We start from the raw sequence: 18,524 nt of genomic DNA on the forward strand, positions 1-18,524 counted from the left end.
GCCCCGCTTAAGAATTAGCGGTGTGAGCGGCTTTCTCTTGCTGACTTCTCTTTGCCGCGGCAAAGAGAAGTCAGTGCCGCCCCGCACAGCAATGCTCTCAACTTAAGCCCCAAAGTGCTTGTAAACGAGGCATTGCCCCTGTAAACTTCATCACATAACTCACTGATAAATCAACGATATGAACTCAAATACCAGCGTCCTCGCGGCTTCTGGCTGAGTTCTCCGATTTCCTGCTCGATCCGGCGCTCGCCGATCGCGTGCGTCGTTCTCCCACCGCCTTTACCCGCAATCGCACACTGACCTTGCCGCGCATGGCCGCGCTGATGATGTCGGGCATGTGTGCCAGCGTGCAGACCGAGCTCGACGCGCTGTTTGGCGCACTGGGTGAGCACGGCGCACGCAGCCGCGCCGTCAGTGCGCAGGCGTTCAGCAAGGCCCGACGCGGACTGTCGGCCGACCTGTTCGAACTGGCCCGCGCCCGCCTGATTTCGCTGGCTCAACCCCATATCGATTCGATGCGCTGGCACGGCCTGAGGCTGGTCGCCGCTGACGGCAGCCGCCTGCGCGTGGGCACGCGTCGCGGCCATGAACTGCGCGCCGATCACTACGCGTTTGCACTGTTTCTGCCGGGCTCCGAGCTGACCCTGCACGCGGCGCTTCATCCCGCCGACGGCGCCGAGCGGCAGATGCTGTTCGAAGCGCTGGACGTGCTGCAGCCGCGTACCGATCTGCTGCTGCTCGATCGCGGCTACATCGGCAACACGATGGTGGCGGCGCTGGCACAGCGCGATATTGAGTTCTGCATGCGCGTCGACGCACGTAACTGGAAGTGCGTCACCGCCTTTGCCCGCAGCGGTAAAACCGAGCATGTGGTGACACTGGAAGCGCCTGGCGAGCAGGATGCCCGCGACTATGAACTGATGCGCAGGCCGACTACCGTACGCCTGATCCGGGACGTCACCCCAAGCGGTCGAGTGCGTGTGCTGATGACCTCGCTGCTGGACAGCGAGCGTTACCCGGCTGCATCGTTCGGCGCGCTCTATCATCAGCGCTGGCGCGTCGAAGAAGCGTTCAAACGCCTGAAACACCGGCTGCGACTGGAAGCCGTCACGGGCCTCGATTACCTGGCATTGCAGCAGGACTTCGGCGCAAAAATCCTCGCTGACAATCTTTGCACATTGCTCAGCGAGCTTGATGCGCCGCACGATGACGGGCACGCCAGCCGGCCTAATCGGGTGTACGCACTGGGCGCACTCAAGCCGATCCTCGGCGGGTGCCTGCTGCGTGTCCGACACTGCCTGGACCGCCTCGCCGGTGTGCTGGACGTGATCCGCCTGACCCGATGCCGGGTACAGCCGTCACGCTCTTATCCAAGACCACCAAGAAAAGCCAAGCCCCACTTCCATCTCGCGTACAAACTCGCTTGATGCAGTGGGGCTTAAGTTGAGAGCATTGCCCCGCACAGGGGCAACGCTAATAGACCACCATGACCACAAGGAAAGGCCAACACCCAAGGACCACAACCCTCAAGCCAGCCCACCCGAAAGCGATAAAATCAAACCCCCATCGCCGAAGGCAAAACCGAGCCCCTGATGATCATCCGCCCCCACCTCCACTGGTTCCGAATGCTGCTGGCCTGGCGAGGCTCGGTCCTCCCGCGACTACTCCCCCGCCTATTCCTGATCTTCTGCATTTCAATCATCGCAGTAGCAGCGCACGACCACCTGCTCCCGGTGACATTGAACCTGAACACCACCGCCCCCTTCTCGCTGATAGGCATAGCCCTCGCGGTATTTCTAGGCTTCCGCAACAACGCCAGCTACGACCGCTGGTGGGAGGCGCGCAAGCTGTGGGGCCAACTGCTGAACGAGTCACGCTCGCTAACCCGCGAAGTCCTCACCCTGCCAACCCAACAACTCCCAAAAGAAGACACGCAGGAATTTTTCGCCGCCCTAAGCGCCCTCCCGCACGCACTGCGCCACCAACTCCGCAGGAGCGACCCAACCGAAGACCTCGCCGCACGCCTGCCACAAGCCCTCTTCGACCGCGTCATAGTGTCGCGCTACAAACCCGCAACCCTGATGCTTTACCTCGGCGAATGGGTTCACCGCCAGGCGCGCGCAGGCGCTATCGACCCGATGGCCGTGATCGCCTTCGATCGAAATCTGAATGGACTCTCTGATGTAATCGGCGGATGCGAGCGCATCGCCTCGACGCCACTGCCGTTCGCCTACTCGGTGATGATTCACCGCACGGTCTATTTCTTCTGCGCGTCGCTGCCGTTCGGTCTGGTCGACAGCATCGGCATCTTCACGCCGGTGTTCGCGGTGTTCGTCGCGTACACCTTCATGGCGCACGAAGCCATCGCATCGCAAATCGAAGAACCCTTCGGCACCGACGACAACGACCTCGCACTCAACGCGATGTCCGCGACGATCGAAGACGCCACACGCGATCTGCTAGGCGAAGCGTCTCTGCCGATGCCCAAGCCACAACCCGAAGACTACGCGCTAGATTGATCGATTCGCACGAGGCACTGAACACTGAGCGCGGTCCACGTCGGCGAATACGGTGTCCAGCGCGAGATTCGCATTGGGCGCGTTGCACGCCGCGTGACGCGCCCGGCCTACGCTCAACAAAACGCTCAGCTATTCCCCACCGTCTCCGACAACCGCTTAAGCGTCGCCACCCGCGCCCCGATGATATCGATCCGCCCACGCTCGTCGAGCAACGGCGTCGTGGCATCCAGATACGCATTCCACGCGCGTTGCGCGCGCACCAGCGTCGGCCGTGAACGCGCGGGCATCTTGGCCTGCAAACGACGGTAATAGCGGTTCAGATCGAATGTAGCGTGTTCGCATTGCGCGTCCGATCGGCACGCCCGCAACCGCGCCGGCGGAACGCTGCCGGCGTTAGCCACCGCGCTGCGTAGCGCCTGCGCGCGATCACGCACCGGCTGCAACTGCATATCCGCTTCGGCCAGTATGTACATCGAGCCTTGCGTCGTCGCGAATACGGCGGCGAGCAATTGTTTCTCGGCGTCGCGTGAAGCGAGCCAGCTTGCCTGGCTCTTTTCCCACTGCTTGCGACGCGCGGCCGGCAACTTCGGCTGAAGCTGCTGCCACGCGTTGTCGAGCGCGGTCTTCCAGCCGATCCGCGCATTGTCCATGCACTGCACCTGCCCGGTCGTCGACGACATGTCGCTGCGCGCCAGACACGCGCGCATCGACGCATCGATCGGATCGGCGGCGGCGACTTCGGCATGTGCCAACAAAGGCGCAGCGCCCAACAACGCGGCGAACAAAGTGGCCGCGGCCAGCGCCGAGGTCAACGTCGACGTCAACGCCGAAGTCAACGCAATCGGCAACGGCAGCGACAACGACAGCGCCGCAACCGCACGCCGCCATCCGCCGCGCGGCGACCCAATCGCGTCGCCGCCGCCGACCACCTCGACCACCTCGACCACCTTCTTCCGCATCCTCAACCGCGCACGCAATCGACGAAGTACTCGATGCGCCCGTTGATCGTTTCGCCCACCAACCCGTGGATATCCGTATGGAACCCCGGGAAGCGCTCGTTGAACTCGCGCGCGAACCGCAGATAGTTAACGATGGTCTTGTTGAAGCGCTCGCCCGGAATCAGCAGCGGAATGCCCGGCGGATACGGCGTCAACAGAATCGACGTGACGCGGCCTTCGAGTTCGTCGATCGGTACCCGGTCGATCTCGCGGTGCGCGAGCTTGGCGAACGCGTCGGACGGCTTCATCGCCGGTTCCATGCTCGACAGGTACATCTCGGTTGTCAGACGCGCAATGTCGTTGGCACGGTAGACGCCGTGGATCTGCTGGCACAGATCGCGCAGACCGACGCGCTCGTACATCGGGTGATGCGCGACGAACTCGGGCAGCACGCGCCACAGCGGCTGGTTGTTGTCGTAGTCGTCCTTGAACTGTTGCAGTTCGGTGACCATCGAGTTCCAGCGGCCCTTCGTGATGCCGATCGTGAACATGATGAAGAACGAATACAGCCCGGTCTTCTCGACGATGATGCCGTGCTCGGCCAGGTACTTCGTGACGATCGCGGCCGGAATGCCGGTCTCGCCGAAGCCGCCGTCCATGTCCAGACCCGGCGTGACGATGGTCGCCTTGATCGGGTCGAGCATGTTGAAGCCTTCGGCCAACGGGCCGAAACCGTGCCACGCTTCGTTCGGACGCAGCACCCAGTCTTCGCGCGAGCCGATACCTTCTTCGGCGAACTGTTCCGGGCCCCACACCTTGAAGAACCAGTCGTCGCCGTATTCGGTGTCGACCTTGATCATCGCGCGGCGGAAATCGAGCGCTTCGGCGATCGATTCTTCCACCAGCGCGGGACCGCCCGGCGCTTCCATCATGGCAGCGGCCACGTCGCACGAGGCGATGATCGCGTACTGCGGGCTGGTCGACGTGTGCATCAAGTACGCTTCGTTGAAGCGATGCTTGTCGAAGCGGCTGTTCTTCGAATCCTGCACGACGATCTGCGACGCTTGCGAAATGCCGGCCAGCAGTTTGTGCGTGGAGTGCGTGGCGAACACCAGCGCGCCGATCCGCGGACGACCCGCGCCGATCGCGTGCATGTCCTGATAGAACTCGTGGAATTCCGCGTGCGGCAGCCAGGCTTCGTCGAAGTGCAGCGTATCGAGCCAGTCGCCGAGCATTTCCTTGATCATCTCGACGTTGTAGATCACGCCGTCGTAAGTGCTCTGCGTGATGGTCAGAATGCGCGGCTTGAGACCCGGATTCTTCGCCAGCGCTTCACGGGCGAACGGGTTCGCTTCGATCTTCCGGCGGATGTTTTCCGGCTCGAACTCGCTGCGCGGAATCGGACCGATGATGCCGAAGTTATTGCGCGTCGGCGTCAGGAACACAGGAATCGAGCCGGTCATCGTGATCGCGTGCAGGATCGACTTGTGGCAGTTGCGGTCCACCAGCACGATGTCGCCCGGCGCGACCGTGCCGTGCCAGACGATCTTGTTCGACGTGGACGTGCCGTTGGTCACGAAGAACACGTGGTCGGCGCTGAAAATGCGCGCGGCGTTGCGCTCGGAGGCCGCCACCGGACCGGTGTGGTCGAGCAGCTGACCGAGCTCGTCGACGGCGTTACACACGTCGGCACGCAGCATGTTTTCGCCGAAAAACTGGTGGAACATCTGGCCGAGCGGGCTCTTCAGAAACGCCACGCCGCCCGAGTGCCCCGGGCAGTGCCACGAATACGAACCTTCATCCGCGTACTGCACCAGTTCCTTGAAGAACGGCGGCGCGAGCGAGTCCAGATACACCTTGGTTTCGCGGATGATATGGCGCGCGACGAACTCCGGCGTGTCCTCGAACATGTGGATGAAGCCGTGCAGTTCGCGCAGGATATCGTTCGGCAAGTGCCGCGACGTACGCGTTTCGCCGTACAGGAAGATTGGAATGTCCGCGTTGCGGCGGCGCACTTCGGTCACGAACGCGCGCAGCGCGACGATCGCGGCGGCCAGTTCGGGCGTCTCGCCTTCCACCACCACGTTATCGACGTACGGCAGCAGTTCGTCGTCGTCGATCGACAGGATGAAGCACGACGCGCGGCTCGATTGCTGCGCGAACGAAGTCAGATCGCCGTAGCTCGTCAACCCGAGGACTTCCGCGCCTTCTTTTTCGATGGCTTCGGCCAAAGCCCGGATGCCGGAACCCGAGATATTCTCGGAGCGAAAATCTTCGTCGATGATGACGACGGGAAAACGAAACTTCATGGGCGATTCTCCAAAAAGAACGACCGCTGCATTCTGTAAATAGCAGCGGTCACCCGGTGTAGCTGGTGAGTCAATACGCTGCCGGCGTCAGGTCCTGGGCAACGTGACGCCGTGCTGACCTTGATATTTGCCGCCGCGATCCGCGTACGACGTTTCACAAATCTCGTCGCTTTCGAAAAACAGCACCTGGGCGACGCCTTCGTTCGCGTAGATTTTCGCAGGCAAAGGTGTCGTATTCGAGAATTCCAGCGTGACGTGCCCTTCCCATTCCGGCTCGAACGGCGTCACGTTGACGATGATCCCGCAACGCGCATACGTGGACTTACCCAGACACACGGTCAGGACGCTGCGCGGAATGCGGAAATACTCGACCGTGCGGGCCAGCGCGAACGAATTCGGCGGGATGATGCAGACGTCGCCCTTGAAGTCGACAAACGACTTCTCGTCGAAGTTCTTCGGATCGACGATGGTCGAGTTGATATTGGTGAAGATCTTGAATTCGTCGGCGCAGCGAATGTCGTAGCCGTAGCTCGACGTGCCGTAGCTGACGATCTTCCGGCCGTCTTCGGAGACGCGCACCTGATCGGGCGCGAACGGCTCGATCATATTGGTCGACGCGGCCATGCGGCGGATCCACTTGTCGGATTTGATGGTCATAGGTGAACGCTGCTCGACGTGAATGACAGAGGTGTGACGGATAACAACCCGGTTGGGACCGGGATCCGCCGACGAAAGGCGCTTATTTTACGCGATCGTGAGAATGCTGCCGCGGGTAGGGGCTGAGATCGACCCGACGCGCGCCTCTAGACGGCTGGCCGGCCAGCCGGGCTGTTCGGCCGCGCCCTATGGAGCGCCCTCGGGCGGCGCCGCCAATTACTGACGAATCAACCCGCAAGCGAGCGCGGGGCCCGCGCCATGCGGCGGATACGCGTACGAATCGCTCGGGTCGCGATGCAGCACGACCGCGCGTTGCAACACCGAGCGGATGCCGTCCAGCGACACATCTGGCGCGACGATGAAACCGGTGGCCACGCCGTTCGAATCCGCATGAATATTGCCGAGGTCGCCTTCCACCCGCGCGCCCGCTTTCAGACGCTCGGCGGCCGGCGAGAACACTTCACCCGCGCTGGAGCCGTCGGCGGCATTGCAGTCGCCGCGCTCGTGAACCTGCAACGCGTGGTCGCTATTGGGCGGCATGCCCGCAAGGTTGTAGGTCACTTGCACGCCGTCCGACCGCTCGATGAACGTGACGAGGCCGCGCGCCTGGTTGCCCACGGTGGGCAGCAACTGCGCGTCGGCGCGCTTTTCCTGTGGTCTCAGGAACGTGCTGCAGCCGCACAGCAGCACGCTGCCGGCAGCCAGGACGATGAACGCATGTACCGCGTGCCCGTCGATTCGTTTTCCCATGCGATCCTCTTGCCGGCCAGGCGGCCGCCCCTGCGGCCGCTGAGCCGAACTTGTGAAGCCGACATGATACCGCGAGACCCGGCGCAAATAGCCCCCTTGCGCCCTGCATAAGCCCTTTGGCCAGGGGCCGCTCAGGTGTTCTGCACGACGATGCTGGGAAACTTCGACGTCATGTCGCGCGCGCGCTCGGCGATATGGACCGCGACCTTGCGCGCGATCGACCGGTAGATCTCCGCGATACGCCCGTCCGGGTCCGCCACGACAGTCGGCTTACCCGAGTCGGCCTGCTCGCGGATCGCGATGTCGAGCGGCAAGCTGCCGAGCACCTCGACGCCATATTCCTTGCCCATCCGCTCGCCGCCACCGGCGCCGAAGATATGCTCTTCGTGCCCGCAATTCGAGCAGATATGCATACCCATGTTCTCGACGATACCGAGAATCGGAATGCCGACCTTCTCGAACATCTTGAGGCCCTTCTTCGCGTCGAGCAGCGCGATGTCCTGCGGCGTCGTGACGATCACCGCGCCGGTCACCGGCACGCGTTGTGACAGCGTCAGCTGAATGTCGCCGGTGCCCGGCGGCATGTCGACGATCAGGTAGTCGAGGTCGTGCCAGTTGGTCTGCCGCAGCAACTGTTCAAGCGCCGACGTGGCCATCGGGCCGCGCCACACCATCGGGTTGTCCTGCTCGATCAGAAAACCGATCGAATTGGCTTGCAGGCCGTGGCCGGTCATGGGGTTCATCGACTTCTCGTCGGGCGACTCGGGCCGGCCTTCGATGCCCAGCATCATGGGCAGCGAAGGGCCGTAGATGTCCGCGTCGAGGATGCCGACCGAGGCGCCTTCGCTCGCCAGCGCCAGCGCGAGGTTCACGGCGGTCGTGCTCTTGCCGACGCCGCCCTTGCCCGACGCCACCGCGACGATGTTTTTAACGTTCGGCAAGAGTTTCACGCCGCGCTGTACGGTGTGCGCGGCGACGTCCTGGCTCACCTCGACGCGCGCGTTCGCCACACCCGGCACGGCTTGCAGCGCCGCGCCGAACTGCGCGCGGATCGCCTCGAACTGGCGCCTGGCCGGATAGCCGAGTACCACCTGGAGGCTAACCGTGTCATCCTGCACGGCGACGTTTTTGATGTTCTTGGCCGCCGCGTACGGCCGGCCGGTGTTGGGGTCAGTGACGGCTGCGAGGGCAGCGTCGACCATAGCCCGATCGATACTCATTGACACTCCGTGGGGAACACCTGCGGCGCGGCGGAATCGAAGTCTCGGCCACGCGCCGGAATTTGAAAGAAATTGTTAGACGGCATTGCGAAAACCAGACGTGCCGGGCACGCTTCGGGCAGGCGAAACGCCATGGGGCCGCATCGCCGTGTACGTCTGCCATTATTGTAGTGGCTCGCGCCGGGCCGTGCCTGAAGACCCTGCTTCACTGTCGGACCGGGGCGGTGAAAGAGCCGGAATTTCCCGTCTTTCGATCCGTCTGCTTTACTGAATTACTGGAACGGTCAGCTCCTAGATTGGCCGCCACTCGCTGCTTTACCCGCTTCACTCAAGAGGAATCGAAAATGAATGCAAAAATCATGACTCGCCTGGCCGTTTTCGCCGTTGCCGGCTCGCTGCTGGCAGGCTGCGCCACCCAACAGGGCACTAACACCGCAGTCGGCACGGGCGTAGGCGCCGGCACCGGCGCGGCGATCGGCGCGATCTTCGGCGGCGGCAAGGGCGCCGCGATCGGCGCGGGCGTCGGCGCGGCGGTGGGCGGTGTCACCGGTTACAACTGGCAAGCCATTCACAACAAGCTGTCGGGCGCCACCAAGGGCACGGGCACGCAGATCACCGAACAGCCGGATGGCTCGCTTAAGCTGAACATCCCGAGCTCGGTCACGTTCGACACCAACAGCTACGCGATCAAGTCGTCGTTCGCGCCGGTGCTGGACCAGCTGACGCAGACGCTGCAGCAGAACCCGGAAGTGATCGCGCAAGTGGTCGGCTATACGGACAGCACGGGTCAGCCGGCTTATAACCAGACGCTGTCGGTCAATCGCGCGCAAAGCGTGACGGGTTATCTGGGTCAGCGCGGCGTGGCGCCGCAGCGCCTGTCGGCACAAGGCATGGGCCAGAACCAGCCGATCGCCGACAACAACACCGAAGCCGGCCGTGCGGCGAACCGTCGCGTGGAAATCTATCTGCGCGCCACGGCTCAGCACACGACGCAATAAGCCTCTGACTTAAGAGGAAGGTGGGAGCCGGCCAACGAGATCTGAGCGCCGGCTCGTGACAAACCGTAAAAAGCGGAAGAATCAAAATCTCGCGCGGACCGAAAAAATTTCGAACTCTGCCGAAAATCCGCTGTCTGTCTATTCGGTACGCGGTTGGCAATCGCCGCCGCGTCACCATTCTCCTCTTGTCGTTGTTGCTCCGGGGTTAATAACCCCGGTTTTTTTTGGGCGCTCGGTTTACGCACCTTCGCACTCAGCAACGATCCGGCGCCGCCTCACGCGGGCCGTCCGGGCACCCGGCCCGCTCCGCGCCGAACGCCTGCCCTGCTAGAATCAACCTTTCGTCCCACCGCAGGCTCCCACCATCCCTATGTCAGCACCCGCAACCGATCTCTCCGCAGGCGCGCCGTCAGGCCGTCGCCAGGTTCTCGTCACGTCGGCCCTTCCGTATGCGAATGGGCAAATCCATATCGGCCATCTGGTTGAATATATCCAGACGGACATCTGGGTCCGGACGTTGCGAATGCACGGGCACGAGGTCTATTACGTGGGCGCCGACGACACGCACGGCACGCCGGTCATGCTGCGCGCGGAAAAGGAAGGTCTCACGCCGAAGCAGCTGATCGACCGCGTCTGGCAGGAACACAAGCGCGACTTCGACAGCTTCGGGATTTCGTTCGACAATTACTACTCGACCGATACCGAAGAGAACCGCGTTCTCAGCGAAAACGTCTACCTGGCGCTCAAGGAAGCGGGCCTGATCGAAGCGCGCGACATCGAACAGGCATACGACCCGGTCAAGGAAATGTTCCTGCCGGATCGCTTCATCAAGGGCGAGTGCCCGAAGTGCGGCGCGAAAGATCAATACGGCGATAGCTGCGAAGTCTGCGGTTCCACGTACCAGCCGACCGAGCTGATCAACCCGTTCTCGGTCGTCTCGGGCGCCACGCCGATCCGCAAGACCTCGACGCACTACTTCTTCCGCCTGTCCGATCCGCGCTGCGAGAATTTCCTGCGCGCATGGGTGGGCGGTCTGGCGCAGCCGGAAGCGACCAACAAGATGCGCGAATGGCTCGGCGACGCCGGCGAAGCCAAGCTCGCCGACTGGGACATCTCGCGCGACGCGCCGTATTTCGGCTTCGAAATTCCGGGCGCGCCGGGCAAGTATTTCTACGTGTGGCTGGACGCGCCGGTCGGCTACTACGCGAGCTTCAAGAACCTCGCGGAAAAGCGCGGCCTCGATTTCGACGCGTGGGTCAACAAGGGGTCGAAGGCCGAGCAGTATCACTTCATCGGCAAAGACATTCTGTATTTCCACACGCTGTTCTGGCCGGCCATGCTCGAATTCTCGGGTCATCGCACGCCGACCAACGTGTTCGCGCACGGCTTCCTGACCGTGGACGGCGCGAAGATGTCGAAGTCGCGCGGCACCTTCATCACCGCACAAAGCGTGATCGACACGGGCCTGAATCCGGAATGGCTGCGCTATTACTTCGCGGCCAAGCTGAACAGCACAATGGAAGACCTCGACCTGAACCTCGACGACTTCCAGGCGCGCGTGAACAGCGATCTGGTCGGCAAGTACGTGAACATCGCGAGCCGCGCCGCCGGTTTTCTGAGCAAGCGTTTCGACGGCCGCGTGCAGGACAGCGCGATGCAGCACCCGCTGCTGGCCACGCTGCGCGCCGCCGTGCCGCAGATCGCCGCGAACTACGAAGCCCGTGAGTACAACCGCGCGCTGCGTCAAACCATGGACCTGGCGGACGCGGTCAACGCGTACGTCGACACCGCGAAGCCGTGGGATCAGGCGAAAGACCCGGCGAACGGTGTCGCGTTGCACGAAACGTGTAGCGTGAGCGTCGAGGCGTTCCGTCTGTTGTCGCTGGCGCTGAAGCCGGTGTTGCCGAAGCTGGCCGAAGCAGTCGAAGCGTTCCTCGGCATCGAGCCACTGGTGTGGGCCGACGCGAACGTGCCGCTCAGCTCGGCGCGCCCGATCAACGCATACAAGCATCTGATGACGCGTGTCGATCCGAAGCAGATCGAGGCACTGCTGGCCGCCAATCGCGATTCGCTGCAAGCCACGCCGGAAGCAGCGGCGCCGGCCGACGCGAAGGCCAAGGCGAAGGCAGCGAAAGCCGCCGCGGCAGACCAGGACGACGCGTCGGGCATCATCTCGATCGACGACTTCGCGAAGATCGATCTGCGCATCGCGAAGATCGTCGACTGCAAGGCGGTGGAAGGATCGGACAAGCTGCTGCAACTCACGCTGGACATCGGCGAAGAGAAGACCCGCAACGTGTTTTCCGGCATCAAGTCGGCGTATCAGCCGGAGCAACTGGTCGGCAAGCTGACGGTGATGGTCGCGAACCTCGCGCCGCGCAAGATGAAGTTCGGCCTGTCGGAAGGCATGGTGCTGGCTGCATCGGCAACGGATGAAAAGGCTGAACCGGGTCTCTACATTCTCGAACCGCACAGCGGCGCAAAGCCGGGCATGCGCGTGAAGTAAAACGCATTGCGCTGCTTCGCGGCAGCGCTTGCTGATCGCTACAACGCGGCGCACTGCAGTGCACCGCAACGCACTTCAGCGCATTTCAGGCACGAACAAAAACGGCACGCTTTTAAAAAGCGTGCCGTTTTTTTCGCCTGCGGAATGGCTATGCTCACCCCCGCGTCAGCGCATCACCACTGAATCCGGTCGAAGCGTCGCGTATAAAGTAGCGTCGCGCCATAGAACGTGCCGCCATACGCTGCCACGGACCAATACCGCGTCAGGTTGACGGTCGCCTTGATCGCATTGCTCGCCGACTGCAGACCCTGCTCATAGCCCAGCACGAGCCATTCGCTGATCGCCTTCGACACCATCACCACCTGCGGATCGGTCAGCCCGACCTCGCTCTGCCCGATCGAAAACTCGTCGAGCCCGAAGGTCTGCGCGATCCGCTTGCCGCTTGCGCTGCCGAGCAACGCGAGCGCCGTGGTCATGGTGCTTTGCTGACCGAGGTTATTGCCCTGGTCGGTGCCGTGCCCGAACAGCAGCCACGAGAGCTTTTCGTTGTCCGCCACGTTCGGCTCGGACACCAGCTTCGCCACCGGGAACTGCACGGTGCCCGTCACCTGCACGCCAGCCTCGACCTGCTGATTGCGGCGCATGGCGAGAATGTTGATGCCGGGATTGGCCACCGGACCGTTGAACGTGAAGAAGCCGTTCTCGATGTTGAGCTTGCGGCCGAACGCGGTGTAGGTCGACCCTTGCGTGACCCGCACGTTGCCGACCGCGCGCAGCGGCAGGTTGGGCGCGCTCAACGCGGTGATCGTGCCGGTCAGGCCGAGATCGGCACCTTGTCCGCGGAAACGGAAGTTGTTGCCGAGGCTGATGTCGATATCGGCGCGCGGCGCGAAGGGGCCGACCGGCTTGTTGGTGCCCGCGATCGGCGGCGACCGCTCGCCGGCCACGGTGCCGTCCGGGCGCACGATCACCACGTCGTCGCCGAGCTTCGGCGCGGCCTGCTCCGGCAAGTCGAACAACGCGTGATCGACGGCGAACTTGCCGTTGATCGCGAGGCCACCTTGCGCGCCCGCGTTCGCGACGCTCGCGCTGCCCGACAGCGACAGACTGCGGTCCGGCGCCGCGAACAGTTCGAGCTTGTCGGCGACGATACTCGCCGTCAGGTCCGGTTCCGCGCCATCCAGACGCACGCGGCCGGTGGCGCGCAGCGTGCCGCTCGCGCCGTGAAACTCGACCTGCTGGAAGTCCACCAGATTCTGCGACAGCGCGATGCGCACCACGCCGTCCTTCAACTGCACGCCCTGATCGACCATTGTCGCGGAAAGGCCGTCGCCGAGCAGCGAGCCGGTCAGGTTCGGCTTGGCGACGGTGCCGCCGAGCGCGAGCTTGAGCGCCAGGTGACCGTCCAGCAGATAGCTCGGGCCGAATAGCCCGCCGGTCGTTTTCAGCGACGGCACGTTTGCATTCACGTTACCGCTCAGCGCACCCTCTTCGTTGACGGTCAGAAAGCCGTCGCGCGCCACCAGCGTGGTGTGCGCGTCGGCGTCGATCACGCCGATCCGGCTCGCCTGCGCGTGCACGGTGGCGTTGAGCCGGTTGCCGCCGCTGAATTCGGCGCGCGCGGTGATGTCCGTAATGCCGAGCGACGCGAGTCCGCGGCCAATTTCGACGGTGACGTCGCCGCCGCGCCGCTTCAACTGGATATGGCCGCTCGCCGTGCTGCCGAGCACGAAGTCCCAGTCACCGTCGAAGATCAGATCGGTTTTGACGGCCGCCGGCTCGCCGGTGATCTCACGCCGCAGGTCCTGCAAACGGGCGAGCGAAATGTCGGTCAAGGTGCCGGCCGACTGAATCTTGCCGTGGTCGAAGGCGAAGGTTTTCAGGCTCAAGACCGCGCCTTCGAGCGTCAGGCGCGTGGCGCCGAGCGTGAGGCGCTGCGGACCGGCGCTCACGGCCAGTGGCGACTCGAGATTCAACGCGGGCGTGCCGCGATTCTGGAAACGGGTGACGGTGCCGTCCCAATGCGTTCCATCGCGCGCATCGGTCAGCTTGCCGTTGGCGGCGAGCGTCAGATCGAGCGGTCGATCCTGCAATTTGCCGGTGGCCGCAGCTTCCAGCGTGTGATTCGCGCGCGTGCCGGACAAGCGCGCGGTGAGCGTGGTCAGGTCGACGCCGCCCGCGCTCAGATCGCGCGCGTCGGTCGTGAAGACGAGCGCGCCGTTCGCGCCGTCGCGCAACTCCGCGTGACCTTCCGCGTGACCGATGCGGTTGCTGCTGAACACCACGCTGTCAGCCTTGTAGTTCAGCATGACATTCGGATGCGCGAACGAGCCGGTCACGTCGCCGTCGGCCGCGATCAGGCCCGCGAGGCCGAAACCGAGGCGTTCGAGTTGCGGCGCGTCGACGCGGAATCGCAAGCGGTCGCCCGGCGCGCCGAAGCTGCCTTGCAGATCCACCTGGTTGCCCGCCACCGACAGGTTCGCGCGGCTCGGCAGAATCCGCGAGCCGGCCAACTGGACGGTGCCGCCGCCGGTTAGCGGCAGGTTGTCGTAGACGCTCGGGCCGAGCTTGAATTCGGCCTTGGTCGTGAAGACCGGGCCGAGCATGCCGGCCGCGGTAAGCGTGCCGTTCACGCGCGCTTCGATCTTGCTCTTGCGGGGTGCCGGTGCGACGTGTTTGGACGGCGCGGTCTTGCGCTGGGCGAGTTCGGTTTTCACCGCCGCTTTGGCGGTGTTTTTCACGGCGGCGGCGGCCTGGTCGGCGGGCGCGGCGCTTTTCGCGCCGGCCGTGCTGCCCACTTCGGCTGCGGCTTCGGCTTGCACTTGTGCTTTGCTGGCTTGCGTGAGCTTCTTGCCTTTCGCACTAACGGCTGTGGGTGCAGAAGCCGACGCCGCGCCGCTCACCGGCTTGCGCGACGGCATCTGCGATGTCAGCGTCAACGGATCGAAATCGGTGAGCTGCGCTTTCAGGTTGTAGGTGGAATTCGCGTCGTGCTTGAGCGCGCCGGACAGGTCGATACGGCCTTTGCCCGACGAGATGCGCACATCGCTGAAGCTGGTTCGCGCGGGGTCGAACGTGATCTTGCCTTGAGCTCGCAGCGCCGCTTTCGGATCGGCGAGATCGAGCGTGACGCTCTGTATGTCGTCGTTCAAACGAATGCCGATAGGCCCGGAAAGTTGCGTAGGCCGCACGGTGGCTTCGAGCGCGTTCAGGTCGAGCCCGGCCACCTGCAGATCGAACTGCCCGCGTTTGCCGGTCAGCGTCCCGCCGCCGCTGAGCGTGGCGCTTTTGACGAGCCGCACGGCCAGGTTCGAGATGCGCTGCGACTCGGCGTCGAGACGCACGTCCGCGTTGGCGTCGATGATCGGCAGCAGGTTCTGGTCGATCGCGCCGGGCTTGGCGTTGACGATCGAGACATGGCCGGCGACGGCGAAGGTCGTGGCGGCGGATTTGGCGGTGTCGTTGCTGGCGCCTTTGGCGTTACTGGCGCTGACAAGTGGCGCTACCGCTGTGGTGGACGCGCCGGTCATCGCGGCGCTGGCGGGTATTGCCGCGCTAGCCGCGCTCGCCCCCAACACAACCGTCCCCGCCCCGTCCTGCGTCACCGGCTGCAACTCCGCCCGCACGGCCAGATCCGCCAGCGGCGCACCCGGCGCAAACGCCTGCGGATTCACATGATCGAAAGTCAGCGTGGCGCGCTTCAACGGCACGGTGCCGAACGGCGTGGCCTCGACGCGCGCGTGACCGGCGAGCTTCATGCCGCTGGCATCGAGTTCAGCGATCAGATTCTCCAGCGAGCCGCTCAGATGGCCGCCCACCTGCACCGCCTCGTTATTCACCTTGCCCGAATAGCCGATGTCTCCGGTCAGCGGAAACGGCCGCACGCCGTCCAGTTTCGCCGACGCCGTCACCGCGCCGAACGGCGTATCGAGCCGCTCGATCGCGGCCTCGTGATGACGCCCGTCGCTGCGCCCATGAAACATGAAGCGCGAGAACTCGGTGGTCGAGCCACCCTCGCGTAGCAGCAGTTTGTCGAGCTGAACGTCGCGGACCTCGAGTTGCATCGGCAAACGCAAATCTTGCGGCAGCTTCAGCGGCTCGCTGCTGCTCGACGACGAAGCGCCGATGCGCGCGTCGACGGTACCGACATGCAGATAGTCGATCGTCAAACGCCACGGCTTGCGCGTCAGCCCCCAGCGGGCCGCCACACGATCGATCTGAATATCGGTGCCGCTGCCGTCGAGGCTGCGCCAACGCACCTCGCGCAACTGCAAGCCGTTCGCGAGCGTGCCGCTTTCGAGCGTGCCGCTCAGCTTGCCGCCCAGCAGTTTGACCGCCGCCTGCCACGCATAGGCGGTGCCGCGCTCGGTGGTCAGCGCGCCATACACCAGGCCGACCGCCAGCGCGACCAGCAGCACCAGCACGCCTATCGTCCATGCGAGTGTTTTCAGCAACAGACGGCCGGGCCGGCGCTTCGGCGGCGGCGCTTCGGGCGACGGCGGGTCCGACGGATACGCGCCGGGCGGCTGTGCGGGTGGTTGGGCGGAAACGTCCGTTGTCATGCGGGAATCATGTCGAAGCAGGTGTCCATCAGAAGGCGATGCCCAGCGTCAGATACGGTCGCACGTCTTTATTGCGGATGCCATACGCGACGTCGACATTGACCGGGCCGACCGGGCTGCGCCAACGCGCGCCCACCCCGACGCCGGGATAAAAGACTTTTTCGCCCCAGGTATCCGTGGCGGTGCCGACATCGAAGAACGCGGCAGCGCCCCAGTCGTGCGAAAACCAGTGTTGATACTCGGCCGCGGCCGTGACGAGATATTTGGTGGGCAGCACCGAACCGTCGACCTCGTTACCGATGCTCTGATAACCATAGCCGCGCACCGAATTCGAACCACCCGCGCGGAATAGCAGCGAAGCCGGTATGCCGCTCGAACTGCCGCTGGTAAACACGCCGCCGAGTTCGGCGCGCAGCACCACGAGGTCTTGCTTGCCGATCGGCAGGTACTGCTGGCCGCGCGCATAGCCGCGCACGAAGGTCTGATCGGTCAGCACGCCCTTTATCGCGAAGCCCGCCTCGGCGTGAATCAGGTTGCCTTTGCGCGGGAACAGCGGGTCGTCGGTATCGCGCCGGGTCCACGACCACGACGGCACCAGCGCGCGGCTCGTGGTCGGCGCAATCGCGTTCTGATCGAGCCGGTCCTGGTAGTAGAGGATCGAGTAGTTGTAGTCGATGAACTGCGACGTGCGCGCCCGCTGCACACCGCCGCGGATACTGTAGATGCGTGTGTCGGAAACGTCGGTCGTGGTGTAGGACGCCAGCACGCTATTGGTCCACGCGCGCGGGCCCGGCGGCATGGCCAACTGGATTTGCCCGTATTGCTGGATCTGGTCGGCGCGGCCTTCGACGGTGAACGGCCATGCCTTGCCGAAGGTATCCAGATACGAATACGCGCCCTGGATCAGCGGGCCGTTGTCGGTCGAATAACCGAGACCGCCGCGGAAGCTGTTGTACGGATACTCGGACACTTTCACGTGCACCGGCGTGTCGGCCGGTTTGGCCGGGTCGCTGTCCACGTCGATCGCCACACTCGCGTAGTACGGCGTGTTCTGCAGTTGCCGCTGCAATTCGGCGACGCGCTGCACGTCGTAAATATCGCCGACCGCGATCGGATTGACGTTGTCGACGATCTGTTCCGGATAGCGCCGCGTGCCGGAGACGTCGAGTTTGCCCATCGTGAAGGTCGGCCCGCTGTCATACGTGACCGACAGTTTGGCCTCGTGCGTGCGCGGATCGACGCGCGCCTCGGAATGGTAGATTTTCGCGCCCAGGTAACGCCGCGCCTGCAGCGCCTTCAGCGACGCGTTCTTCGCGTCTTCCCAGTCGCCCTGCGAGAACGCGTCGCCTTCGTGCAGCGAAAACGCGAACCGCGCGGCGTTTTCCTGCGCAGGATCTTCGGTCAGCACCGGCCCGCGAAACGACAGCGACACCGATGAAATGTGGGTTTGCGGCCCCGGGTCGACACTGACCGTGACGCGCTTCGCGTTGTCCACGGTGCGCACGTCGGTACGCACGACCGGCGTGAAATAGCCCTGCGTGGCCGCCAGATCGCGCACCTGCTGGGGCGTGGCGGTGATCAGAAACTCGAACTGGTCGTCGCTGATGTCGGGCCGTTTGGCGAAGCGCGCGATATCCAGATGCGCCTCGAGCAGCTTGCGCAGCGAGCGCGGCGAGGCGTCGATGTCGACCTTGTAGCTGGCGGCGGGGCGCGCGGCGTGCGCGGCGCCGGCCGACAGCGCCAGCATGACGATGCCGAACGCCAGCCACGCGCGCAACCAGCGCAACACGGGCGCGGTGGAATAGCCACGCCCGGTGCCGGCCCTGCCGCGCCGCTGACGCGGCTTTTCGATCGCACTTACCGCCAAACAGGACCTCCGGCCGGGTTGATGAATGTGTCGCTCAGGCGCGCCGCGGCGGCCGAAGCACGCTATTTGACCACATCGGCGCAAGGCCGCCGATCTCTAAAAGGGCGCGAAGCGCGCGACGACGGCTTGCCGGCGGCCGCCGCGCAACGCGCGTTCAGCCGCGCCAAGGAGCCGTACGCCGGACGCCCGCCTTTGACG

11 protein-coding genes are annotated in these 18,524 nt (G+C 64.2%); 4 read left to right on the top strand and 7 right to left on the bottom strand.

The window, feature by feature from the left end; all coding sequences use genetic code 11:
• Positions 1-230 precede the first annotated feature (230 nt).
• Positions 231-1,427, top strand: coding sequence for an IS4 family transposase (locus tag FA94_RS14915; protein ID WP_156126636.1), 1,197 nt, complete (start codon positions 231-233; stop codon positions 1,425-1,427).
• 165 nt (positions 1,428-1,592) lie between these two features.
• On the top strand, positions 1,593-2,519 hold the full coding sequence (locus FA94_RS14920) for a bestrophin family protein (RefSeq protein WP_035552454.1): 927 nt from the start codon (positions 1,593-1,595) through the stop codon (positions 2,517-2,519).
• 125 nt (positions 2,520-2,644) lie between these two features.
• Here the strand turns inward: FA94_RS14920 and FA94_RS14925 are convergent, their stop codons facing one another.
• From FA94_RS14925 to apbC, 5 genes are all read right to left on the bottom strand, one after another.
• Positions 2,645-3,478: a lysozyme inhibitor LprI family protein gene (locus FA94_RS14925; protein ID WP_081935942.1), complete on the bottom strand. Its 834-nt coding sequence runs from the start codon at positions 3,476-3,478 to the stop codon at positions 2,645-2,647.
• A 2-nt stretch (positions 3,479-3,480) separates the two neighbouring features.
• Positions 3,481-5,766 (bottom strand): arginine/lysine/ornithine decarboxylase, encoded by a 2,286-nt coding sequence (locus tag FA94_RS14930; RefSeq protein ID WP_035552457.1) that lies wholly within the window; start codon positions 5,764-5,766, stop codon positions 3,481-3,483.
• Between the two features lie 87 nt (positions 5,767-5,853).
• Positions 5,854-6,423 carry a dCTP deaminase gene (gene dcd, locus FA94_RS14935; RefSeq protein ID WP_035552459.1) on the bottom strand — a complete coding sequence of 190 codons (570 nt, stop codon included), beginning with the start codon at positions 6,421-6,423 and terminating at the stop codon, positions 5,854-5,856.
• Positions 6,424-6,639: 216 nt separating this feature from the next.
• Positions 6,640-7,173, bottom strand: a complete 534-nt coding sequence (locus FA94_RS14940; protein WP_035552461.1) for a superoxide dismutase family protein — start codon at positions 7,171-7,173, stop codon at positions 6,640-6,642.
• 131 nt (positions 7,174-7,304) lie between these two features.
• Positions 7,305-8,393: an iron-sulfur cluster carrier protein ApbC gene (gene apbC / locus FA94_RS14945; protein ID WP_035552464.1), complete on the bottom strand. Its 1,089-nt coding sequence runs from the start codon at positions 8,391-8,393 to the stop codon at positions 7,305-7,307.
• Between the two features lie 344 nt (positions 8,394-8,737).
• Between apbC and FA94_RS14950 the strand changes: the two genes are divergently transcribed.
• Entirely contained in the window at positions 8,738-9,391 is a 654-nt protein-coding gene (locus FA94_RS14950) for a YiaD family glycine zipper/OmpA-like lipoprotein (RefSeq protein WP_035552468.1), read from the top strand.
• 370 nt (positions 9,392-9,761) lie between these two features.
• Entirely contained in the window at positions 9,762-11,897 is a 2,136-nt protein-coding gene (metG, locus tag FA94_RS14955) for a methionine--tRNA ligase (protein WP_035552471.1), read from the top strand.
• Positions 11,898-12,070: 173 nt separating this feature from the next.
• Here metG and FA94_RS14960 read toward each other — a convergent pair whose 3' ends face one another.
• Both FA94_RS14960 and FA94_RS14965 read right to left on the bottom strand, forming a co-directional pair.
• Positions 12,071-16,459, bottom strand: a complete 4,389-nt coding sequence (locus FA94_RS14960; RefSeq protein ID WP_035552473.1) for a translocation/assembly module TamB domain-containing protein — start codon at positions 16,457-16,459, stop codon at positions 12,071-12,073.
• 28 nt (positions 16,460-16,487) lie between these two features.
• Positions 16,488-18,326: an autotransporter assembly complex protein TamA gene (locus tag FA94_RS14965; protein WP_035552475.1), complete on the bottom strand. Its 1,839-nt coding sequence runs from the start codon at positions 18,324-18,326 to the stop codon at positions 16,488-16,490.
• Positions 18,327-18,524 lie beyond the last annotated feature (198 nt).

Source organism: Burkholderia sp. 9120 (assembly GCF_000745015.1).
Classification (GTDB): domain Bacteria; phylum Pseudomonadota; class Gammaproteobacteria; order Burkholderiales; family Burkholderiaceae; genus Paraburkholderia.